The organism is Jeotgalibacillus marinus, assembly GCF_040801915.1.
GTDB classification, from domain to species: Bacteria; Bacillota; Bacilli; order Bacillales; family Jeotgalibacillaceae; genus Jeotgalibacillus; species Jeotgalibacillus marinus.
In genome coordinates this window covers 12,529-37,052 of record NZ_JBFMIA010000022.1, presented here as the reverse complement: position 1 = coordinate 37,052, position 24,524 = coordinate 12,529, and the positions used below count along the sequence as shown (strand labels likewise).

Here is a 24,524-nt window from a genome sequence, read left to right as displayed (position 1 = left end):
GTGAATGCATTCGGAGAGTAACGCAAGATCCTCCTCTGACATATACGTAGCAGCGATTCTGGCTGCTTGTCCTTCTAAAATGGTACGAACTTCAGTTGCTCTGATTATTTTAACCTCAAATCCATTCACATTCATAGGCTCACTTTTAACATTTAATCCCTCATAGTTTTCGAGTGATTCTACAAAAGCGTTCGTCCATGCTTTAAGCGTTTGTAGAATGGTCAGCTCACCAAACTTATTCACAACCCAGAATCCTGAATCGTTCGGCAGCGAAAGACCGCGTCACAGGAGGGTAAAAAGACTGAAAATTTGAACATTATAAAATTAGGTCTTTTTTCATAAGCTTTTTGATATAATTATTTGGAAACTATTTCTGGGGGGATTACTTTGAAAAAAATGTATTACGTATTAATTGCATTATTAGTTTTACTTCTAGCTGCTTGTGGTAGTGACAGCTCTGACTCGAATGACGAAGGAGCAAATGAAGGAAACGGAGATGGTCAAGAGGAAGTTTCAGAAGATGAAGGTGATGATGAAGAGGGAGAATCTAATCTTGGAACACGTTCCAACCCATTACCGTTTGGTGACACGATAACAGTTGATGAAAGTATTTATGATGATGAATCCGAATCATATGACGCTACAGTTGATTTTACGCTTCTTGAAGTGATTAAAGGTGAAGAAGCAAATCAGATCGTAGCAGATGAAAATCAATTTAATGACGAACCAGCAGAAGGTTATGAATATGTTTTGGTTAAGGTAAAAGCAGAAGTTACTAGTGCGGAAACTGAAGATTATTATTTATTCTTAGATGAATATGATTTCAAGTTCAACTCAGACAGTGGAGACGTGTATGATAATACATCTGTCGTTATTCCTGATGTATTCACTGGTAACGCATACAACGGTGGCATAGTAGAAGGATACTTTGCAAATCAGATCGAAATTGCTGATGATTTCAAAGTATCATACGAGCCTATGTTTGGTTCTTCAGTATTCTTTGAAGTTGAATAATAAACGTGAATCCCACTTTTTTTGAAGTGGGATTTTTTATTTTTATTGAACGATCCATGCTCCATCACCTCAGGACATAATCACTCGCCTGGGGTTTTTGTGTGCCTGAAAATAAAATCCCCAAAGTGATTAACGGAGGCTGCTGAAAAACTTGCATTTTTTAGAATCTTTCTGCATGGTTTTATTGTACTTTTTATCTGTATTTTACTACTTTATTTTCCGCAGACAAAACCTCAGGCGGAGATTATCCAGGGCACTGAAAAAGTCCTCTTTTTGAAGGGGAATTAAAATAGCAGGAAAAAACGAGCCTCTAGAATCTCTTCTAAGGCTAGGCTCGTTTCGCATTGAGGGAGACGTCTTTGGTTCCCTTAATTTCTTTGTTTTTTCAAAAGCATTACTTTTCAGTGGCCACGATTAATGAACCGTGTAGCCAGTGCGCCTCATGCTTGTCGGGAGTGAATGAGACGATTAATATTTTATTCTAAATGATTCAATGATTCTAAAAATTAATCATTGATTGTCATCTGGTCCTATTATATGCTTGTAATACAACTTGAATAAAGCGCTTACAATAAAGGGGTGTTAGTTAGATGAAGAAATTTAAATTAGTCATGCTTGCAAGTTTACTTGTTGTTCTGAGTGCCTGTAGTCCAGGAGGAGGAACAGGGGACGGTAATCAATTTATTACAATCGCAACGGCATCTACTGGTGGTACATACTACCCGATCGGTGTAGGGTTGGGGAATCTGTGGTCACAAGAGTTGAAAGAGGAAGGGATCAACGCGAGTGGGCAATCATCTGCAGGATCGATTGAAAACATTGATTTGATGAAGGAAGGGGAAGCTCATTTTTCCATACTGCAAGGATTGATGACGGATCAGGCTTATAACGGAGAAGGGAGCTTTGAAGGAAAGGCGTATGAGGATTTAAGAACGATTTCAATGATTTGGCCAAATGTTGAGCATTTTGTCTTAAAGGATAGTGAAATTGAAACTGGAACGATCGCTGATATTGAGGGCACATCATTTTCAGTTGGTCCTCAAGCAAGTGGTACAGAGCAATCGACGCTAGTTATTATGGAAGGTCTTGGTCTTACAAAAGATCATATTACACCAGAATACTTAGGTTATGATGATACGATTTCTGCTATGCGTGATGGACGATTGGATGGGGGATCGCTACCTGCGGGTGTTCCTGTAGCAGCCATTACGGATATGTATGCGAGTAATGTTGGAGCAAGTGTGTTAGAAGTGAGTGATGAGCAATTTGAGCAGATCACGGACATATCTAATGCATGGTATCAATATACCATTCCTGCTGAAACCTATCCGAATCAGACGGAAGATATTGAAACTATCGCACAGCCTAATATTTTAGTTGCTACGATTGATTTAGATGAAGAAACGGTTTATCAACTAACGAAAACGTTGTTTGAGAATTTAGACTTTATGTATGACGTCCATAGTTCAGCGAAAGAAATGACACTGGAGACAGCTTTAGATGGACTGCCCGCACCGCTGCACGCTGGTGCCTATAAGTACTTTGAAGAAGTAGGTATGGATATTCCAGAAGAACTCATTCCGCCAGAAGCAAAGTAACGGAGAAAATGGAGGTGGGTTAAACCCATTTCCATTTTAATTCTTTTAAAAAGTGAGGTGCCCAATCAAATGGAGCAAAACCAGAAGGTAGAGGCGGTTGTTGATAACGAGGCTGGCGGAGGTTTGAGAGAATTAAAGGGTTGGATGAAAATAGTGATGGTCATCATTGCTGCTGGCCTCTCTATTTTTGCGATTTATACAAATGGTTTTTCGACGATCCAAGAGATTTATCGAAATGGTATCTTCTTAGGGTTTTTAATCGCACTAACATTTATCTTGTACCCAACAACTAAGAAATCATCTAAGGCGAAAATGAGTATTCTAGATATTTTATTTATGGTTTTAGGCTTAGCAGGCGTTGCTTACATTGTCCTTTTCTATACGAATATTCATGTAGAAAGGCAATCGCAAGCCATTTTACAAGATTATATATTTGCCATTATCACAATTGTGGTGTTATTAGAGGCGTCTAGAAGAACGATAGGAATTTTTATTCCGTTGCTTTCTGCAATCGCCATTATCTACGCGATGTTTGGCCCTTATTTTCCAGGGATGTTTGGTCATGCGGGGTTCAGTATTGAGCGACTACTTTATCGTATGTATATGACGACAGAGGGAATTTTCGGGATGACGTTATCGATTGCCTCGACCTATATTGTTCTTTTTATTTTGTTTGGAGCGTTTTTAACCGCTAGTGGGGCTTCCCAATTTTTTAATGAATTGGCGTTGGCGGTTGCTGGTAGAAGACGTGGTGGTCCAGCGCAGGTAGCTGTCATTTCAAGCTCGTTAACCGGATCTTTGAGTGGCAGTGCAGTAGCGAATGTTGCGACTACAGGAAGCTTTACCATTCCTTTAATGAAGGGGATTGGTCTGAAACCAAGATTTGCAGGTGCAGTTGAGGCTACGGCTTCCACGGGTGGAATGATTATGCCTCCTATTATGGGAGCGGCCGCGTTTATTATGGCAGGTTTTTTGAACGTTTCGTATACTACCATCATTTTAGCGGCTATTATTCCAAGTTTGCTTTATTATGCAGCAGTGATCATTGCGATCGATTTAGAAGCAAAAAAACAGGGGTTAAAAGGATTAAGTAAAGAATCCATTCCACTCGTTAAGAAAGTAATGATGGAACGAGGTATTTTAATCTTGCCGATCATCATTGTTATCGGCGCTCTTTTGCTTGGTAGAACGCCATTGTATGCTGGCTTTGCAGGAATTGTGTCAGTCATTATTGCTAGCTGGTTAACGAAGGATAAATCTACTCGCGTTACACCAGCTAAAGCATTTCAGGCATTGGTGGATGGTGCAAGAGGGACCATTCAAGTAGGTATCGCATGTGCTTCGATTGGCATCATTATTGCGGTAGTGACCATGACAGGACTAGGATCAACCTTTGCATATAACATTATTGAACTTGCAGGGGGATCGATGATTATTATCTTAATTTTAGTCATGATCACGTGCATTATTTTAAGCTTGGGACTTCCTTCAACTGCACTTTATATCATTGTAGCGGTGACGGCCGCTCCTGCACTTGTTAACGCAGGAATTAATCCAGTCGCGGCCCATTTCTTTGTATTCTGGTTTGGTGCACTGTCTAACGTAACTCCTCCAGTAGCGTTAGCAGCATACACAGCCGCTGGAATTGCGGGGGCGGATGCCATGAAGACCTCATGGACGGCGTTTAAGCTTGCTCTACCAGGATTTATGGTGCCATTTATGATTGTTTACAATCCTGTTTTAATTATGCAGGATGCGACAGGAAATACCGTTTCCATCGTTGAGACCATTATTCCTTTCTGCGCTGCTTTGGTCGGAGTATTTGCACTGGCGGTGTCGATCAACAATTTCTTAACGATTAAACTCAATATACTAGAAAGAGTAGGTTTTTTTGCAGGGGCAATGTTTTTGGTGCAACCGGGACTGGTGACGGACGGAATAGGAATCGTAATCCTCGCTTTTCTAATCTTTCTGCATATTACTCGGGAAAAACGCCTTAACCGTCACGACTTAAAAGTAAGTGAGGCGGGTTAAATTGATCATCCCAGTGAAGAAGACAAAACTTTCACACCAAATTCTCATACAACTAAAAAAGATGATTCAAGATGAAATATTCCCATCCAAAAGTAAGCTGCCTTCAGAAAACGAACTAGCCAAAATGTTTGGGGTGAGTCGAGCACCAGTACGTGAAGCGATCAGTGTGTTAGTGGCTAGTGGACTGGTGGAATGTCGCCAAGGCGGTGGGAATTACGTAAACGAAGTATCACTTGTGAATCTGCTTGATTCCGCCACGCTTGAAATGGTCTCAGTAGAGGAAGTCTATGACCTACTTGAAATGCGAACGATTGTTGAAACAGCCGCTGTGTCTTTAGCTGCTACACGACATACAAAAAAGGATTTGGCGAATATAAAAATGGCACTGGATGAATTTTCAAAGACGATCAATGATGAACAAACGATTGGGGATGAAGCAGACTTTCTTTTTCACCAAGAAATTGTTAACGCTTCTAAAAACTCATTTATTATCCAAACGGTTGGTAACTTAAGAGAGCTTTATAAGCAGGCGTTAACCTTTTCATTGAAAAAGAATGTCGGTCATAAAAGAATACGGGAACAGGTATTTCAGGAGCACCTTTCAATTTATGAGGCCATTCATTTGAAGGATCCTGAAACGGCTGCGTTCCATATGAAAAGACATCTCACAAATGCTCGGATCAAATTAGGCGATACGAGAGTAAAACCGATAGAGCTTTAAATAAAGAAATGACAGAGAAGGACCTTTTCTTCTCTTCATTTTTATCCCAACTGGACCAACCAGTGAACCTCATAAGAGAGGAGGCCTTACTACTTGAAACCGATCAAGAAGAAAAGCAGGTTATATCATGAAGTGATCAATGAAATTTTCTCTTCTATCTCTAAAGAAAAGTTAAAACCTGGCGATAAATTGCCATCTGAGCGAACCATTGCAGATCTCCTAGAAGTGTCACGAACAACGGTAAAAGAGGCCATTTCTGTACTTGAGGCAAACGGAATTGTTTTGATAAAACCTGGTGTAGGCGTATTTCTCGCAAGTCACACAAAAAAAGTCATTCAACAAGACTTGCTGGCTGTTTTAGCCCCTAAACAGCACGACTTGTCTGAATTGATTGAGTTAAGGCAAGCGATAGAGGGCGAAGCAGCATACTACGCGGCTAAGAGAAGTACACCAAAGCAGCGTGTCGAGATAGAAAAATGTTTTTATAACTTAAAGAACGCAGAGTTGAACGGTGAACTGGCGATAGAAGAGGATTACGCGTTTCATAAAGCGATCTTAATTGGGGCGAACAACACCGCAATGGCAGATTTGATGGCAGTCATTTCTGACAAAGTGTTCTTTTTTATCCGTCAAAATCGAATGGAAACGTTGCTCCAACCAACAGAAGTCAAAGTGGTAATTGAGGAACATCGCTTAATATATGAAGCGATACGTAATCACGATGCTGAGTCTGCTAAAAAAGCTATGTGGGAACACTTGCATTCTATTAAAGTACGACATCAATACGGATAGGAGGTGACGTCGTGAAAGTGACGGAAGTCATCCTAGAGAAACTTAAAAATGCATTAGTGGATCCAAAGCGATGTTTAACAAGCGATGCAGATTTATACAGCTATGCATTTGATGCCTCTTTTGGTGTACATAAACCTGAAGTTGTGTGTCAACCGATATCATCTAAGGAAGTCGCGAGCATTGTTCGCATTGCAAACGACGATCTTATCCCGCTGTATCCAAGAGGAAGGGGAACGAGCTTAAGTGGTGGCCCACTCCCAGTACACGGTGGCATCGTATTGGATTTCTCATTATGGGATACAAAGCTTGTGATTGATGAGGAAAATTTAATTGCTATCGTTTCCCCTGGTGTGATCACAGCGCATATAAATGATGCAGCAAATAAATGTGGACTGATGTACCCACCGGACCCAAGCAGTGCTCATGTTTCCACGATCGGTGGCAATTTAGCGGAAAATGCAGGTGGTCCTCGTGGGTTGAAATACGGCGTCACGAAAGATTATGTACTAGGGCTGGAAATTGTCACAGCCGAGGGGAAAATCGTGCGCACGGGTGGACAAACAATCAAGAATGTCACAGGTTATGATCTTACGAAACTGATTGTAGGTTCTGAAGGCACGCTCGCGATCATCACTGAAGCGATCGTAAGGTTAATACCAAAACCCCAAGCGTCCATGACCGCCATGGTGTTGTTTGATGAAATCATTGATGCTGGGAAGGCGATATCAAAGGTTCTAGGTTCAGGCATCATGCCATCGAAAATGGAAATCATGGATCAAAGCTCGATCATCGCTGTAGAACAATACGCATCTTTAGGATTACCGGTGGATGTTGAAGCGATTTTGCTGATCGAACTTGATGGGCATCCACTCGCGATCGAAGAAGAAATGCTGCGAGTGAAATCAGTTTGTATAGATGTAGGTGCAAGAAGTGTTCAAATCGCACAAGATATAAAAGAAGAGGCTGAATTGTGGCAAGCCAGAAAACTTGTTTCACCTGCCATTGTAAAGATAAAACCAACAAAAATAGCTGAAGATGCCACTATACCTAGGAGTCAAATACCTGAAATGTTTAGAAGGTTAAAAGCCATCAAAGAAAAATACAATATTCACTTAGTCGTTTTCGGTCATGCGGGTGATGGCAATCTTCACCCCAATATTATTACGGACCAGCGTGATCAGGAAGAAATGAGACGCGTGGAAATGGCGGTCGAGGAAATCTTCAACGCTGCGATTGAATTAGGCGGCACACTGTCTGGCGAACACGGAATTGGCACAATGAAATCACCTTTTATGGAAATGGAACTAGGTGTGGACGGTCTTGCGATGATGAAAAGCATAAAAGAAGCGTGGGATCCAAAAAATATCTTGAATCCGGGTAAAATTTTCCCGTCAAAAGGACAAAGGTTTGAGTTGAGACATGACTAATAGCACGATATTACGCGGTAAGCTCGCATATGATGAAACGTTTAGTTGCGTTCAATGCGGGTATTGCCTACCAGCGTGTCCGACGTATTTGGCTTTTGGAAAAGAAAGTCACTCGCCACGAGGAAGAATTCAGCTTGTGAAACTGGCAGCTGAAGGGAAAATTAAGTTGGAAGAGTTGGAAAATCCGATTGATTATTGTTTAGGATGTCGAGCATGTGAAACGGTTTGTCCGACTAATGTAGAATACGGAAAAATACTCGATTCTACGATAGATGTATTAAGTGAATATCGTAAAAAACAGCAATCAATAGCAGAGAAAATGGTTCGTCACATCGTTTTCAAAAAGACGCTTCCAAACAAAAAAATACTGAAGTTGGTTGGTACGGGTCTACGTTTGTATCAACAAACCAAAGCAGATCAAGTAGTAAGAAAATCAGGTGTGATCAAAAAGGTGTCTCCATCACTTGCTGCAATGGAGCAAATAACGCCGACTATTTATCCTCCTGAGACACGTATAAATGTTCAAGAAGATCCTACAAGGAAAACGAAGACGAGGGTGGCATTTTTTACGGGTTGCATAATGGATACGTTTTTCGCTCGAGTAAATGATTTAAGCATGAAGCTTTTAGAAGCAGCAGGCTGTGAAGTGGTTGTGCAAAAAGAGCAGACATGCTGCGGAGCTTTACATCAGCATAGTGCGGAGAAAGAAAAGGCAATTGAGTTGGCAAAGAAGAACATTGAAGCATTTGAACAACTAGATTGCGACTACATTGTTAATGCAATCGGTGGATGTGGTGCCGCATTAGTTGAATACGCACATTTATTTGAAGGAAACGATCCTTGGCATGCACGAGCGAAAAACTTCGCAGAGAGAAACAAGGATATTAGCTATCTTTTAGCACGCATGGATCTGCCGATGACAAAACCGCTCCACATGCGTGTGACGTACCAGCCATCGTGTCATTTAACAAACGTGCAAAAAATAGTCAACGAGCCTTTGGAGCTGATCAGAAAAATTCCGGGAATCGAATTTACACAAATGAATAAGCAAGATCTATGCTGTGGTTCCGCGGGCATTTATAACATCGTTCACCACGAAGAATCCATGTTGATTCTAGATATGAAAATGAAAACGGTCAAAGAAGTGAACCCCCATCTAATCGTGACTACGAATCCAGGATGTCATCTTCAAATGAGTTTAGGGGTTAAACGTGAAGGACTTGAATCAAAAGTGTATGTGATGCATTTAGTCGAAGTGTTAGCTGAAGCATGTGAAATTTCTTAATGGATGAGGGGATTGAGATGTACGATTATATGATTATTGGTGGGGGGATTGTCGGGTTATCAGTCGGGATGTCCATCCTTGAGAAACATCCTTCTGCTAAGCTAGTGATCTTAGAAAAAGAAAAAAAGCTCGCTCAGCACCAAACAGGTCACAACAGTGGTGTGATTCATTCAGGTATTTACTATAAACCTGGCAGCTTCAAAGCCACATTCGCGAAAGCTGGAAGTGAAAGCATGCGAGCCTTTGCACATAAGCATGGAATCAGCCACGATATTTGCGGCAAAGTGATCGTTGCAACGAAGAAAGAAGAGCTCGTCCATTTAGAGAATCTGTACAAGCGAGGGCTGGAAAATGGGTTGCCCATTGAAAAGCTAACTCAACAACAGCTAAAAGAAAAAGAACCACACGTCAACGGCTTGGAAGCGATTCATGTTCCCACTGCTGGGATTATCGACTACAAAGAAGTGTCAGAGAAAATGGCTGAATTGATTCGTCTGCAAGGTGGTGTGATTGAAAATGGTGCAGAAGTAAAAGCCATTGATGAAGGTCCTGATCACGTCACGATCGAAACAATGAATAACAGCTTCAAAGGTAAATTTATGATTAACTGCGCAGGATTACACAGTGATCGAATGGCGAAACTGGCCGGCTATCTAACGGACTTGAAAATTGTACCCTTTCGTGGAGAGTACTTTATGTTAAAAGAGGACAAGAGACACCTCGTGAAAAACTTAATCTATCCTGTGCCCAATCCAAATTTCCCGTTCCTTGGTGTGCATTTTACACGAATGGTTAATGGGGCGGTCGATGTTGGACCTAACGCAGTTCCGGCTTTTAAAAGAGAAGCTTATAAGAAAGCTGACTTTCATTTAAAAGATTTTTCCGAGATGGTCACGTACCCGGGGTTTTGGAAACTTGCTATGAAATACCCGAAAGATGGCATGGGTGAAATCTATCGATCAGTTGTCAAATCAAAATTCGTGCAAAGTGCACAAGTTCTCATGCCAGAAATCACAGCGAATGACTTAGTGCCAGGTCCAGCTGGCGTAAGAGCGCAAGGATTAAGGAAAGATGGAAGTTTGGTAGACGATTTTTTCATCATCAATGGGTCAAAAAGCATCCACGTCTGCAATGCCCCATCGCCTGCTGCAACAGCGTCATTGGAAATCGGAAAGTGGGTAGTAGAGAGAATTCCACATATATAAAGGTGAAACATAAAACACATAAGGGAGCTGTTACAAATGGACTTAGGACTCAAAGGGAAATCAGTGTTAATTCTTGCTTCAAGTAAAGGATTGGGGAAAGCAACAGCACGTCAATTTGCTTGTGAAGGCGCGCGTATCATGCTATCGAGTCGAAATGCTGAACAATTAGCTCATGCAGCAATGGAAGTCAAAGAAGAGACGGGTGCAGAGGTTAACTATCAGGTGTGTGATATTACAAAGGCTGAAGACATTAAATCACTCGTGGATCAAACAGTTAAATTATATGGTTCAGTCGATGTCCTCATTAACAATGCTGGTGGTCCTCCAGCTGGTGGTTTTGATTCACATGAAGATGCCAACTGGCTGCAAGCGTTTGAGTTAAATCTCTTAAGTTTTGTGAGAGCCATTCGAGAAGTACTCCCGCATATGAGAAAGCAAGGAAGCGGGCATATTCTTAACTTTGCCTCGTCATCAATTAAACAGCCAATTGATGGACTGATCCTATCAAACACCTTCCGTGCAGGGATTCTAGGTTTATCAAAAAGTTTATCTCAGGAGCTAGCTCAGGACAATATCCTGATCAACACCATCGGGCCAGGTAGAATTTCAACGGATCGAGTAGCTGAACTAGACAACATTGCTGCAAACAAACGAGGACTTACCTATGAAGAAGTAAAAGTAGCATCAGAAAAATCCATTCCACTAGGACGCTATGGTCAACCAAAAGAATTTGCAAACATCGTCGTCTTCCTTTGCTCATCAGCGAATACATACATCACAGGACAAGCAATTTTAGTTGATGGGGGGATGATTAAAAATCTATCGTGATGAAACATCCTGATAGGGTTATAGCGAGTTAGACAGATAGAGGGTAGGGAATAGACTCATTCGGCGCTCATGCTAATGGGTCTATTTTTTATTATATGACAAGAATAAATTGCTTTATATCAGCGTTTGTAGTTTTTTAAACAAACGTTTGATTTGGTTCATGTATGTACAAAAATGAAAGTAGTATAGTTGAGATAATAAAATTATTACACAAAACAATTAACAGAGAGAAGGATTTGAACAATATTTGTATGATTAGTTTCTGAAAAATAAAATATATGGTATAATACAGATGTAATTCAGATAAAATAACAAAGACCATAGGTGCTGTCACACCTACGGTCTTGCTATAGACTGACCTCTCTAAGAGGGGTTGGCTCGATTCACATAGGATAGACTCACCCTAGTTGCCGATCAAGCTTAAGGGGGGTCTATTTTTTATGGTTAAACGACAATATTGTCACGACTAACGCTGAAAAGCTAATCATAAGCATAAAGCTTTCAAATATCGTCATACACCTCACCTCCCTCCCTATAAAATGGAATGGAGTGTGAGCCGACCCCCCTATAAGTACAGCCTATACTTAATATTTTAACATGATTAGTTAATTATTGGTTCTTTTCTTCAAAATGTTTTTGCTAGGAAGTCGTACACAGATGTGGTGCGAGTCGTGGAAAGTGTAATATGCGACCAGTAAGAATACGAAGGGAAAAATGAAGAATAAAGGCAAGAACATATCTTACCAGCAAGAATAGGTGATCAAAATAAAAAAAATTTCTCGTGCAACAATCCTTGGATAGCGACATAGAATTGATAGGGACTGTTCAAATGCACGTTTATGATGCCATTCCATACAACTTCTGTATGAAGGTAACATCATTTGGGCGACTTCACCAGTGAGTGGAGTTGTCCTTTTTTATCGTATGCATGGGTTCCACACCACTCAGTGTATAAGGGACTGGTTGAATCCCAACATCGAGCGTACGGATAGTGGTGTTACTATCATACATTCAGGCTGAATTGTGCTTCCTATTTGATTAATAGGGAGTCGTGTAGATGTGCATTCAATTTATTTATTTATTGAGGAGGAAATGCATGAAAAAATTAGTTTTTGGTTTACTCGTTCTACTGTTCGTTGGGGTGATTGGATCAGTTATTCTCACAAAGGGAGACGGAGGATCACCTTTTAAAACCGTACCCTTACATGAAAAACAGATCATTGATAATAAAGAAATAAGAAATCTAGATATACACTTTTCATCTTCAGATGTTCAAGTGCTTCCATCTGAGGACGATAACATTATCTTAGAAGTAAAGGGGAAAGTAACGGAAAGACAAAAAGACAAATTTAAGCTAGATGTAGAAGAAAACGGAGAGAATCTAGAGGTGAAATTTGAACGTTTGAATCTTTATTTTCAAATGGGGGTTTGGATAGTGGATCCAACGGTTATGGTTTACTTGCCAGAAAAAGTTTATGATACGGTGAACGTACACACTTCATCTGGAGATATAGACACAAAAGGCTTAAATGCACGTCAAATTGCCTTATCAGTAAGCTCTGGAGTAATAACAGCTGAGGATATGGAGGCAGAACATTCGTTATTGCAGACATCATCAAGAGACATCTATGTAACAAACGTGATTGGTGATATTACAGCGTCGACTTCAACTGGAGATATTATGATTCAAAATGATGAAGCGAGCGGGAATATAATGGCTGATGTTTCTACTGGTGATGTGACAGTGGAGTATGGTGAAAGCCCGACATCTTTATTGGTCAATTATCAGAGTAGTGTAGGGCTAGGGAATGTGGAGCTAGACGGTGTGAACTATGAAGAGAAATCAAACAGTAAGATGATCGGAATGATAGGGTCAGGGGAATATGAACTCAATGTAGATATTGTTTCTGGGAACTTTACTCTTCGTTGAGGAAAAAATGAAGCGGGCTACTAAAATTTAGTAGTGAAGGCTTCAATGGGTTACGGTAGCATTCCATGAACTAATCCATTTAATATTTATTCCTAATATTATAAAGTCGAAGCACACATTTCTAGGGTATACATTCTGTGGTGAAGAGGCAATCGTGATGAATATATCTTGGTTTAGAATAAAGTAGAAGGGTATCTATTTTGAGACTCATCCCCCCACTCCAGCAAATGGGCGCTATCTTTGAATAATGGTAGCGCTCATTTTACATTTATAGGGCCAGATTGTTCAGGTTAAGCAGGGATTTTAAGAAAGGAAGTCGAAGTTGAAATGATGAGCGTGTACGTTGATAAATTGGGATTGGTGTAAACGTGCGGTCATTTATTAAGGGAGGGAATAGGGGATGAACAAAAATGAATATTTGCATAAACTCCAGCATTTATTGAAGAAAGTGCCAGCAGGTGCTCGAAAAGAAATGCTTAATGACTACGAAGAATATTTTGAATTGGGAATGAAAAACGGAATAAGTGAGAAAAAGTTGATACAAGAATTAGGTGATCCATATGTCATTGCCCGTGCTCTTTTGGTAAACAATCGTAAGAAGCATATTGAAAAAGATCAAACTTTTTCTAACATATTCAAAGCTGTTATCGCCACGGTAAGTCTGAGCTTTTTTAATGTTGTATTTATTTTAGGTCCAGTTGTAGGTCTTATCGGGGTATACGTAGGTTTATGTGCGGTCGCAATTGCCTTAACATTATCTCCATTAGCAATCATTGCTTCAATCTATTTTAATGGAGCGTTTCCTAGCATAGCCGTCAACTTTTTTGTTGCGATTACTTTATGCAGTCTTGGCTTATTAATGAGCATCGGCATGATGTACGTAGGGAAGTTTTTATATAACGCTGTCCGTAGCTATATTAAGTTAAACATCAATATTGTTAAAGGAGGGCAGGCAGCATGAAAAAATTAGTCGTAGGTTTACTCGTTCTACTGTTCGTTGGGGTGATTGGATCAGTTATTACCATTAACGCAGCCGGAGGGTTTTCCTTTAATACGGTCGAATTACATGAAAAACAAATCATTGAGAATCAAGAGATAAGAAATCTAGATATACACTTTTCTTCAGCCGATGTACAAGTTCTTCCAACGAATGGAGATAACATTATTATAGAAGTAGATGGAGAAGTAACTGAAAAACAAAAAGACGAATTTAAGCTAGATATAGAAGAAAACGGAGAAAATCTAGAGGTGAAGTTCAAACGTTCGAATCATTTTTTTCAAATTGGGTTTTCAATAGTGGATACAACGATTATGGTTTACTTGCCAGAAAAGGATTATGATTCTATTCAAGTACGCACTTCATCTGGAGATATAGACACAAAAGGCCTGAATGCACGTCAAATTGACTTATCGGTCAGCTCTGGAAGGATAACGGCTGAGGATCAGGAGGCAGAACATTCATTATTGAAGACATCATCAGGAAAAATAGTTGGTACAAACGTGATAGGTGATACGACAGCGCGTACTTCATCGGGTGATATTACCATTCGTAATGATGAAGCTACTGGCAATATAACGGCTAATGCTTCAAGTGGTGATGTAACAGTGGAGTATGGTGAAAATCCAACATCATTATTGATCAATTATAAGAGTAGTTCGGGAAAAGGAAATGTGGAGCTAGACGCTGTGAACTATGAAGAGAAATCAAAGAGTAAGATTATCGGAACGATTGGATCAGGGGAATACGAGCTTAATGTAGATATTTCTTCTGGGAACTTTACTCTTCGTTAAAAAAGATAAATGGGCGCGATCCTTGAATAAAGGTTGCGCCCATTTTGCGGGACAAAAAATGCCGTGAAGAAAACAAAAAACGTAAGTCCGAATAATGTCAGTAAAAAGATCTCTTCAGAATAAAAAGATGAGCGAGTATAGAAAATCTCGCTCACCTAACAATGAATAAAAAAATGAATTCTTCAGAACAGAACCTTTAATATACCTTATCACCATTAAAGATTGAATTCTTAACAACAACATAGTCTACATGTCGGATTGCTTCCAACTTGTTTCCTCCTGCATATGAAATAGAGGATTGAAGATCTTGCTCCATTTCTTTCAGAGTATCTTCTAAGGATCCTTTGTGCTCCACTAAAATTCTCTTACCTTCTACATTTTTCTTTTCGCCTTTTTGAAATTCTGAGGCTGAGCCAAAGTATTCTTTATAAAGCATTCCATCTTTCTCATTCTCAATGGTTTTTCCAGGAGATTCTTCATGTCCTGCAAATAAGGAACCAATCATCACCATCGTTGCACCAAATCGAAATGATTTTGCAATATCACCATGGGTGCGAATACCTCCATCAGCAATAATCGGCTTGCTTGCTGCCTTTGCACACCAACGAAGTGCTGCTAATTGCCAACCGCCAGTTCCGAATCCAGTCTTAATCTTTGTGATACATACCTTGCCAGGTCCAATACCTACTTTTGTGGCATCAGCACCGGCATGTTCTAATTCTCTGACTGCTTCTGGGGTTCCTACATTACCAGCTATCACAAAACTTTGAGGTAAATATTCCTTAATATGCTGAATCATTTGAATGACAGCATTAGAATGACCATGTGCTATATCAATGGTAATGTATTCCGGTGAAAGCTGTTCATCAGCTATTTGCTGAATAAATCTATATTCCTCTTCTTTAACTCCAACACTGATAGAGGAGTATAATCCGCGTGCTTTCATATCTTTCATAAAAGAGAGACGCTTCTCTGGTTCAAATCGATGCATGATATAGAAATAACCATTTTCCGCTAAGTAACTAGCAACTTTTTCGTCTATAATCGTCTGCATATTAGCAGGAACCACAGGCAACTTAAAAGTACGCCCACCTAAGGATACCGTTGTATCACACTCAGATCGGCTATTTACCATACTTTTTGCCGGAATTAATTGAATATCTTCATAATCAAATACATTTTCCATTATTATCCTCCTAAGACACGAACATTAAAGTTAAGTTGAATAAGTTTTGCGACCATTGCAAGGATAGGTTTTTCGGTTTCAATGGGTCTTATACATAGGTCGATCCTATTGTGTATAAACTTTTGTTCAGAATCCGATATTTTTTATTTTTCACCCGTTTTACTTAAAACGGTTTACTCAAGACCTTTTTGGATAAGCGTTGCTAAAAACCTACGTACATCCCGCTAAAACACGAACATAAACATAGATGTATCAATGAAATGTACGTGTTTATAGTAACATACATGTCAATTACCTACAACTGAAAGCAGTGGGCTTGTAATTTTGCGTATGTCCTACCATCACAAAGAATGGCAATTGTTTTAATCCCATTTCGACACCAATGGTTGTTAATTTTGTTTTCTCTAACGGTTGAACGTCTACTTCAGCAAGGTGGGAAACGAAATACTTACCACTAGGATTACATCTAACGGTTGCGCTGATAATTCGCCGTTAACGTTAAGTCTGGAGATATAGACACAAGAGGCGTGAATGCACGTCAAATTGACTTATCGGTAAGCTCTGGAAGGATAACCGCTGAGGATCAAGAGGCAGAACATTCATTATTAAAGACATCATCAGGAAAAATAGTTGCAACAAACGTGATCGGTGATATGACAGGACGTATGTCATCGGGGGATATCACCATTCGTAATGATGAAGCAACCGGTAATATAACGGCTGATGCTTCCAGTGGTGGTGTGACAGTGGAGTATAGTGAAAGCCCAACATCATTATTGATCAATAATAAGAGTAGTTCAGGAAAAGGGATTGTGGAGCTAGACGGTGTGAACTATGAAGAGAAATCAAAGAGTACAATTATCGAAACGATTGGATCAGGGGAATACGAGCTCAATGTAGATGTAGATATTTCTTCTGGAAACTTTACTCTTCGTTAACATAAACGGGCGCGATCCTTGAATGAGGGTTGCGCCCATTTTGCATTTAAGGTCACAGTTGTTTAACATCAGCAGGAATTTCTGAGAAGGAAGACGAACTTGTAACACATAAAAGATGTTCGTACTGGGAGTAGTGGAAATGTACTATTAAATAGATACAAACGTAGTTTATAGGAGAAACGGAGGACACAATACAATCCACGAAAAAGGAGGACTGAAATGAATATTAATGACTACTTAAAACGCATAAATATTGAAAAGAATATTACACCTAACTTGGAATGTTTATCCCACCTTCAACAGCAGCATATGTTAACGATTCCTTTTGAAAATCTTGATGTCCTTGAAGGTCGAGAGATTACGCTAGATATCAACGCTCTTTTCAACAAAATTGTGTTGGAAAAGAGAGGAGGGTTTTGTTACGAATTAAATGGCTTGTTTTATTGGCTTCTTCAAGAACTCGGGTTTGAAACGTATATGTTATCAGGAAGTGTATTATCATCTGAGGGTAAGTATGGACCTGAATTTGATCATATGGCACTACTTGTCCGTTTGGATGAGGACTATCTCGTAGATGTTGGTTTTGGAGACTCTGTACGATCGCCCTTGGCCATGTTGGGTAAAGGAAATGAAGACATTAGCGGCAGCTATCGGGTTAAACCGGATCCATCACATTTAAATCGTTATTTATCACAAAAGAAAATGGACGAGAAGTGGATAAGTAAATTGAGGTTTACGACTACCCCAAGACAATTTAACGAATTTGAAGAGATGTGTAACTACCAACAAACCTCACCGCAATCTCACTTCACCCAAAAACTAACGATTACTTTGGCAACAGAAGACGGGCGCATGACACTATCAGAGGAAAGTCTAACGATAACGAAAAGAGATATAAAAACGCAGGTGACCATTTCCTCACAAAAAGAACGTGAACGTATACTCAGAGATAAGTTTGGTCTTGCTGATCGGACTTCTAAGATTACTAAAAGTTGTTGACCGTTATTGAAGGGATTGAAGACGTCCATATTGGATTAACGGTGAATAGTTGTGAGAGGATAAGCTTCTAAACATACAATCAGGCGAGTAAAAGTTAAAATAAAATGTAAATGGCAATGCTGATACTGCTCATCAATTTAAATAGTGCAGAGCGAGATTTTTGGAGGATCATATGGACTTGAAAATATTAATTGTAGACGATGATGAAAATATTAGAGAATTGGTACGTTTATTTTTAGAAAAAGAAGGGTTCCAAACGACACAAGTAAGTGATGGTAATGAGGCTAGTGAGTTATTGGAAAAAGAGACGTTTCATTGTGCTGTGATTGATATTATGATGCCGAATATGGATGGTTGGGCGTTGTGTGAGGAAATAAAACAATACTATGAAATGCCTGTACTCATGCTGACCGCCAGATCTGAAGTAGATGACCGGATAAAAGGTTTTAAACTAGGGACAGACGATTATCTTACAAAACCTTTCCATCCGATGGAGCTAGTCATGAGAGTAAAGTCTATTTTAAAAAGATATAATTTGTCTTCAGATGAGATTATCACTCTTGGTGCCATACAAATTGACACGAGAAAATATTCAGTTTCTACAGATGATATGTCTATTTCACTTCCCGTCAAGCAGTTTGACTTACTATATACACTGGCTAGAAGTCCGGGAAAGATCTTCACAAGAGACCAACTAATAGAAAAAATATGGGGTTTTGACTATGAGGGAGATGATCGGACAGTTGATACCCAAATAAAAAGGCTAAGAAAAAATTTAAGTGATATGGACAATCAAATGGAAATAAAAACTGTCCGTGGTCTTGGATATAAACTGGAGAGAGCCAAATGATCCATTCCATCTATATAAGAAATGTTCTATTTTATGTTCTCGCTATTTTACTCCCATTGATCATATCTTTTTTTCTTACCTTGTATTTTTTTCAAAATGACGAAATCGAAAATATGGAGCAAAACTTAATTGATAGCGGGGAAAAAGTGCTTGACATAGCGAATGATGAACATGTGTTAAAAAACAACTTAGAATCGATCTCTTATTTTCAATTGATGGAATTTATTGTTATGGATGAGCAACGACTTGTTTACTTTGATGCCGGCTACAAATTTGATTTACCAGATGAAGTGATTTCGCATGTGTTGGATGGAGAATTTTATAGAAAGGAATCGGGCGTTTTTATTCCTAATATACTTGTTGGTCTTCCCTTTGAAATAAATGGGGAAAACTATGCTTTATTTATAAAACCAAATATAGAACAAGCGACATCAATGGTTAGAAATACTTTATTGACAGCTTTGTTTATTGTGTTAGTGATAGGCAGCCTATTTATTATGATAACAACAAAATACTTAGTTAATCCAATTACCCAAATCATATTAGCAACGGAAGAGCTTGCTAAATCTAATTATCAATACAGAGTCCCCGTTACTAGAAAAGATGAACTCGGTAAGCTGTCTAATAGTTTTAACTTAATGGCAACAGAGTTAGAAAAAGTTGAACAGATGCGCAAAGATTTTATTGCAAACGTCTCTCATGAATTTAAATCTCCACTCACATCTATCAGAGGGATGACAATAGCAATTAAAGAGGGGCTAGTTACACAAAAAGAAGCCACAAACTACCTCTCCATTATTGAAAAAGAAACAGAAAGACTATCGAATTTAACAGAGCAACTTTTAAAACTATCGATCCTAGAATCTGAAAAGTACACATTTTCAACTCAAAATTATCGTTTGGATGATCAAATCAAAAATCAAATTGTAGCCTTACAGGTTTTGTGGGAAGAAAAAAATCTAGAAATTGAAACAAGTCTCCAACTGATTTCTATTTCCGCTGATAAAGATTTATTGAGTAATTTGTGGACGAACCTTCTTTCGAATGCCATTAAATATAATATTAAAGGAGGAAAGTTAATCGTTAAAGGGGTTGAAGAAGATTCGATCATAAAAATTGTCATTGAGGACACCGGTATAGGGATAGAAGATGAAGATTTACCCTATATTTTTGAACGGTTTTATCGGGCGGATAAAGCTCATACCAGAACAGAAAACAGCTACGGAATAGGGCTATCAATGGCAAAAAAGATTGTAGAAATCCATCACGGTGACATAAAGGTGAGTAGCAAAGTAGGGGTAGGGACAAAAATTGAGGTGTTCCTTCCAAAATTAAAATAAATATTTCTAACGTTAGACTGTTGAGATCATCAACAGTCTTTTTTATATGCGCCATATTCATGACACATTCGTATTATATGATTTGCTTTGAGCGTATAGGAGTGTAATCGTCTGTTATTACCTATAACAACAAGAACGAGCTCGGTCCTATACGTGAACATTCCTATCATTATGATAGTTAAGATACCAAATAAGAAACGTTAAAATAGCTTGCCCGCACGAATGTGGTGACTTTCTATTAGCCAACGCCAGTTTGTGCCAGAAGGGAAAATCACGAAAGACCTTATAAAAGAAAGGGATGAAAACAACGTGAAACATATCGTAAAATTACGTTGGTTAATTATACCACTTGTATTAATTGCTGTTGTACTGATCAAAATGATCGCTCCAGACTATAGTGAGTTAGTAGTAGAAAAAGGCAGTGCTCAAATACCTGATTCCTACTCTGTATCACAAGCAAAGGAAATTTTGACACATTTAAATCACACAACATCAACCGAAAATGAGAGTATGAACATTGTTTTACATCAAGAAGAAAAAATAGATGACAAAAACATGGAAGAAATAAATAACTATATACAAGAACTAGAAAGCCAAAAAGAAATTCCGATTTCCACAATAGATAATCCAATAAAAAGCGAACAACTAAAAGAACAGATGTTATCGGAAGATGGAACGACACTTATTGTTCCACTAACTGTTAATACGTCTGAAAAAGATTTAAGCACGATTCGATCTGATTTGGATCAATCTTTAGAAGAGCTGTCCATTGAGAGCTATGTGACGGGAGAGGCTGTCATCACTCAAGATATGGCGAAATCAACGAAAGAAGGCGTTGTAAAGACGGAAGGAATTGCGATTGCTTTTATCTTAATTGTGCTTCTCTTAGTTTTTCGTTCACCGGTGGCACCAATTGTTTCGATCTTAACGATTGGTCTAACCTATATTTGTTCACTTTCAATCATCGCCCTATTAAGTAATGTTTGGGATTTTCCAATGTCCAATGTTACGCAATCCTTTTTAATAATGGTACTGTTTGGGATTGGGACAGATTATAATATTTTATTGTTTATGCGTTTTAGAGAAGAACTAGACAAACAGGAAACGGTATTAGAAGCGATAAAAGAAACGTATCGAACAGCTGGGAAAACCGTTTTTTACAGTATTTTGGCAGTCATTATCGGTTTCAGTGCCCTGTTTTTATCCAATTTCAATATATTTCAATCCGCCAGTGCGGTCGGTTTATCTGTTTTGATCTTATTAATTCTATTGTATACACTTGTGCCTGCTATTTTGGCTATTTTAGGTCCAAAGTTATTTTGGCCGACTAAAAAAATCACAGGCCATAAAGAAAGCCGTTTATGGACATTTCTTGGGACGAAGGGTACAAAAAAACCAATCGTTACGATCCTTGCTATTTTAATTGTTATGGTCCCAAATATTTTTCTTTATAAAGGAGATGTTTCCTTTAATTCACTAGATGAAGTCGATCCATCGTATGCTTCAGTTAAAGGCTTTAATCTTATTTCCGAGAAGTTTGATGAAGGAAAAACGGCGCCGGTCACATTAGTTGTAGAATCAGATACGGCTTTAAATTCTTCTGGAAATTTATCGTTCATAGAAGATCTAACAGAGGATATAACGAAGATCGATGGTGTTAAACAAGTTTATAGCGCAACGAGACCACAGTCTGATAAATTAGAAGCGTTTTACATTAAAAATCAAACAGAAGAAGTAAATAAAGGAATTACAGAAGCAAATGATGCGATTAATCAAATTCAATCAGGATTAACGGATGCAAGTGATAGCTTACAGGATTCCAACCTTTCGTCTCAAGCAGACGGTATGGATGAGTTATTGAATGGAACACAGGAAATAAATAACCATTTAGATGAATTGCAAAAAGGAATGCAAGCTGTACAAGAGGGAATCAATGCCAGCAGTTCTGGTGGAGAAGACTTACAGACTGGACTTTCTGAAATCAACAAAAGTACACGTAATTTATTAGACGCAACGAATAAGGCTTTAACGACTTATCAGGAGATACACAGTGGACTTCAAGGGATTACTCAAAGTGTTCAACCTCTTCAATCCGGCTTGTCAAATATGGTTGAACTTTCTAAAGCACCGGGTGGGTATGTTTCCGAATTAGGAAGTAACTATCCAGAAATCGTCAATGATCCTTCTTATCAAAAGTTGACAGCAAGTACGTTACAATTACAAGAGACGTTAGAAAGTATAGAAGAGAATGTACTTACCCTTTCAACTTCATTAGAAACAGCCACTGATTCTTTAGATCAAACGAATGATGGATTAGCTCAAATTGCGAGTGGTCAAGAAGAAATCATTGCGGGACTTGATCAATTAGAAGAGGGGGCTTCAGCACTAACGGAGGGGTTAAATAAAAGCGATGATGGTCAACGGCAACTTGTCTCCAGCGTACCGGAGTTACAAACGGGAATTGATTCTATTTACGATGGTCAGGAGCAAGTTCAAAGCGGCTTAAATACGTTAGATACATCACTTGGTTCCCTAGAAGAAGGTCTTTCTACAAGCGCAGATGGATTAGTGTCTGTATCGGAAGGGTTAGATGGAGCAAATGACTATCTATACGAATTATCTAAATCAGATACCGATATGTTTTTCGCACCAGACGAAGCATTAAAGAGCGATGATTTTAATAAAGCACTAGAAGCTTATATGTCTGAAGATCATTCTATTAGTAAATGGACGATTGTGTTGGAAGATGATCCTTATTCTTCTGAAGCAATTGAAACCGTTAATAAGATTGAAAGCACAGTAAGTAATGCTATAGAAAATGAAATGAATTTAGGAGAGGCGCGATTTGGTTTAGGTGGTGTATCGTCTAATAATGCAGCTTTACAAGATATAACTACAGAGGATTTTTCAAGAACCGTTATACTAATGTTGAGTGGAATCGCGATCGTGTTGGCGATGATTTACAGATCGGTTCTGCTGCCAATCTATACAATCATTTCTTTACTATTGACCTATTTTGTTTCGATTAATGTAGCTGAGATAATCTTCACTTATTGGATTAGTGATACGGGGTTAACTTGGTCTGTTCCATTCTTCTCCTTTATCCTGCTAATGGCTTTAGGGGTAGATTATAGTATCTTTTTATTAATGCGATTCAAGGAATATAGCGACATTTCTGCAAAAGATGCGATTATTACCAGTATGAAACATATGGGTTCTGTCATTATATCTGCCGTGATTATTTTAACAGGAACATTTGCAGCACTTTACCCATCTAATGTTTTAACACTGGTCCAATTAGCAACTGTGGTGATTATAGGATTAATCATATTGGTATTCATCGTACTACCATTATTGATTCCTTCCCTCATTGCATTTGGACGAAAGCGGTCATAAACGATTCATATAAACTTCACATATTGGCGTCTACGGGCGAATTAGAAAAGTCCGGTTTCTCCTGGTAACTAAGGAGAAACCGGACTTTTCATTGTGAGTGTGGGCGCGATGGTTAAAAGAAGGAAAGAAAATCTGCACCAAGCCCCCTATTCTGGTGTTTGTGACGCTGGGCTCTTTAAAGGGGGAGAATCTTTACCAAGTGATTTGATATATATTCCATAAAAATTTTTAGGTCAGAAGCCGATAACCCTGCATAATTCACCCCACATCAGAATAGGTATCAAAGGTCTTATAATACGTTCGAGAAAATAGAAAGGGTGTTCGTTTAATGCCATACACATTGTCAGATGCCATTCAAGAATTCCAACAATCAATATCTGAAATGATACCAGAAGAAATCAAGTCTCAAATGCTAAAAGGGAAAGAAGAATTGAAAAGCTCAGGTATCGCTACTGGCTTAACGGTTGGAACGATCGCACCAAATTTTATATTGAAGGATCCGACGGACCAAGATATATCTTTATACGAGGAACTTGAAAAGGGCCCCGTTATATTAACATTTTACCGAGGCACATGGTGTCCTTATTGTAATCTAGAGCTTAGAGCGTACGAAAATTTTGTGTCACCAATCAATGAATTGGGCGCGCAAGTAATTGCAGTTAGTCCGCAAACGCCAGATAATTCATTATCGATGAAAGAAAAAAATGAATTATCGTTCCACGTACTTAGCGACCCGAATGGGCAGGTTGCTACACAATACAATTTATTGCACCAACTACCTGATTATCTAGTAGAGATTTATAAGCAAATGGGCGGTGATGTCCCAGCTCATAATGGTGAGGACTCATGGACACTCCCAGTTCCCGGAACATTTATTATTGATAAAGATAAAACGATTTGCTTAGCAAGCGTCGACGCTGATTATACGAAGAGGGCAGAACCTTCTGAAGTCGTTGAAAAGCTCAACTCCCTTTCTAAATAGACTTTCCGTTGTGGTGCAGGGCGTTATATGGCAACTCCAATTCGTGCGAAAGTACACTTGCAATCAGTAGAATAATTTTCAAGTAAAGCTAAACCTCTCTACCATTTGGCGGAGGGGTATTTTTTTATTCCACACATCGGTAGCGTCCTCTCGCTAAGGGCCACGTCTACATCAAGAACATCATTCCGTCTCATCGAATAAAGTATAA

Annotated in this window: 20 protein-coding genes and 1 pseudogene; 18 read left to right on the top strand and 3 right to left on the bottom strand. The window is 38.9% G+C overall.

Translation table 11 applies throughout. The annotated features are described in order from the left end of the window. Positions 1-192 precede the first annotated feature (192 nt). Positions 193-279 (bottom strand): annotated as a pseudogene (locus tag AB1471_RS15035) (GntT/GntP/DsdX family permease); the annotation flags it as partial. Positions 280-387: 108 nt separating this feature from the next. On the opposite strand from AB1471_RS15035, the gene AB1471_RS15030 reads away from it, so the two are divergent. The 9 genes from AB1471_RS15030 (at position 388) to AB1471_RS14990 (ending at position 10,904) form a co-directional block, all read left to right on the top strand. Further along, the gene (locus tag AB1471_RS15030; protein ID WP_367780586.1) at positions 388-1,014 is read left to right on the top strand and encodes a hypothetical protein; all 627 of its coding nucleotides are present in this window, start codon (positions 388-390) and stop codon (positions 1,012-1,014) included. 590 nt (positions 1,015-1,604) lie between these two features. Next, entirely contained in the window at positions 1,605-2,612 is a 1,008-nt protein-coding gene (locus AB1471_RS15025; protein WP_367780585.1) for a TAXI family TRAP transporter solute-binding subunit, read from the top strand. A 69-nt stretch (positions 2,613-2,681) separates the two neighbouring features. Then, on the top strand, positions 2,682-4,646 hold the full coding sequence (locus tag AB1471_RS15020; RefSeq protein ID WP_367780584.1) for a TRAP transporter permease: 1,965 nt from the start codon (positions 2,682-2,684) through the stop codon (positions 4,644-4,646). A gap of 1 nt (position 4,647) precedes the next feature. Beyond that, positions 4,648-5,367, top strand: a complete 720-nt coding sequence (locus AB1471_RS15015) for a FadR/GntR family transcriptional regulator (protein WP_367780583.1) — start codon at positions 4,648-4,650, stop codon at positions 5,365-5,367. 93 nt (positions 5,368-5,460) lie between these two features. Beyond that, positions 5,461-6,159: a FadR/GntR family transcriptional regulator gene (locus AB1471_RS15010; RefSeq protein ID WP_367780582.1), complete on the top strand. Its 699-nt coding sequence runs from the start codon at positions 5,461-5,463 to the stop codon at positions 6,157-6,159. Positions 6,160-6,170: 11 nt separating this feature from the next. Further along, positions 6,171-7,586 (top strand): FAD-binding oxidoreductase, encoded by a 1,416-nt coding sequence (locus tag AB1471_RS15005; RefSeq protein WP_367780581.1) that lies wholly within the window; start codon positions 6,171-6,173, stop codon positions 7,584-7,586. Next, the gene (locus AB1471_RS15000) at positions 7,579-8,871 is read left to right on the top strand and encodes a (Fe-S)-binding protein (protein WP_367780580.1); all 1,293 of its coding nucleotides are present in this window, start codon (positions 7,579-7,581) and stop codon (positions 8,869-8,871) included. The genes AB1471_RS15005 and AB1471_RS15000 overlap by 8 nt, the downstream gene beginning before the upstream one ends. A 17-nt stretch (positions 8,872-8,888) precedes the next feature. Further along, positions 8,889-10,076 carry an L-2-hydroxyglutarate oxidase gene (lhgO, locus tag AB1471_RS14995; RefSeq protein ID WP_367780579.1) on the top strand — a complete coding sequence of 396 codons (1,188 nt, stop codon included), beginning with the start codon at positions 8,889-8,891 and terminating at the stop codon, positions 10,074-10,076. Positions 10,077-10,112: 36 nt separating this feature from the next. Then, positions 10,113-10,904, top strand: coding sequence for an SDR family oxidoreductase (locus AB1471_RS14990; RefSeq protein WP_367780578.1), 792 nt, complete (start codon positions 10,113-10,115; stop codon positions 10,902-10,904). Between the two features lie 431 nt (positions 10,905-11,335). Here the strand turns inward: AB1471_RS14990 and AB1471_RS14985 are convergent, their stop codons facing one another. After that, entirely contained in the window at positions 11,336-11,419 is an 84-nt protein-coding gene (locus AB1471_RS14985; protein ID WP_367780587.1) for a putative holin-like toxin, read from the bottom strand. Between the two features lie 581 nt (positions 11,420-12,000). Between AB1471_RS14985 and AB1471_RS14980 the strand changes: the two genes are divergently transcribed. The 3 genes from AB1471_RS14980 (at position 12,001) to AB1471_RS14970 (ending at position 14,625) form a co-directional block, all read left to right on the top strand. Next, positions 12,001-12,834, top strand: coding sequence for a DUF4097 family beta strand repeat-containing protein (locus AB1471_RS14980; RefSeq protein WP_367780577.1), 834 nt, complete (start codon positions 12,001-12,003; stop codon positions 12,832-12,834). 400 nt (positions 12,835-13,234) lie between these two features. Beyond that, positions 13,235-13,795, top strand: coding sequence for an HAAS signaling domain-containing protein (locus AB1471_RS14975; RefSeq protein WP_367780576.1), 561 nt, complete (start codon positions 13,235-13,237; stop codon positions 13,793-13,795). Further along, entirely contained in the window at positions 13,792-14,625 is an 834-nt protein-coding gene (locus AB1471_RS14970) for a DUF4097 family beta strand repeat-containing protein (protein ID WP_367780575.1), read from the top strand. The genes AB1471_RS14975 and AB1471_RS14970 overlap by 4 nt, the downstream gene beginning before the upstream one ends. A 196-nt stretch (positions 14,626-14,821) precedes the next feature. On the opposite strand, the gene guaC is transcribed toward AB1471_RS14970, so the two are convergent. Continuing rightward, positions 14,822-15,811 carry a GMP reductase gene (gene guaC / locus AB1471_RS14965; protein ID WP_367780574.1) on the bottom strand — a complete coding sequence of 330 codons (990 nt, stop codon included), beginning with the start codon at positions 15,809-15,811 and terminating at the stop codon, positions 14,822-14,824. Between the two features lie 527 nt (positions 15,812-16,338). Here guaC and AB1471_RS14955 point away from each other — a divergent pair. From AB1471_RS14955 to AB1471_RS14930, 6 genes are all read left to right on the top strand, one after another. Further along, on the top strand, positions 16,339-16,749 hold the full coding sequence (locus tag AB1471_RS14955; RefSeq protein WP_437342372.1) for a DUF4097 family beta strand repeat-containing protein: 411 nt from the start codon (positions 16,339-16,341) through the stop codon (positions 16,747-16,749). A 219-nt stretch (positions 16,750-16,968) separates the two neighbouring features. Further along, complete coding sequence (locus tag AB1471_RS14950) at positions 16,969-17,748, top strand: arylamine N-acetyltransferase family protein (RefSeq protein WP_367780573.1); 780 nt, start codon at positions 16,969-16,971, stop codon at positions 17,746-17,748. Positions 17,749-17,920: 172 nt separating this feature from the next. Beyond that, positions 17,921-18,598, top strand: coding sequence for a response regulator transcription factor (locus AB1471_RS14945; RefSeq protein WP_367780572.1), 678 nt, complete (start codon positions 17,921-17,923; stop codon positions 18,596-18,598). After that, on the top strand, positions 18,595-19,938 hold the full coding sequence (locus tag AB1471_RS14940; RefSeq protein ID WP_367780571.1) for a sensor histidine kinase: 1,344 nt from the start codon (positions 18,595-18,597) through the stop codon (positions 19,936-19,938). The genes AB1471_RS14945 and AB1471_RS14940 overlap by 4 nt, the downstream gene beginning before the upstream one ends. 309 nt (positions 19,939-20,247) lie before the next feature. After that, the gene (locus tag AB1471_RS14935; protein ID WP_367780570.1) at positions 20,248-23,334 is read left to right on the top strand and encodes an MMPL family transporter; all 3,087 of its coding nucleotides are present in this window, start codon (positions 20,248-20,250) and stop codon (positions 23,332-23,334) included. Positions 23,335-23,662: 328 nt separating this feature from the next. Further along, entirely contained in the window at positions 23,663-24,316 is a 654-nt protein-coding gene (locus AB1471_RS14930) for a peroxiredoxin-like family protein (protein ID WP_367780569.1), read from the top strand. Positions 24,317-24,524 lie beyond the last annotated feature (208 nt).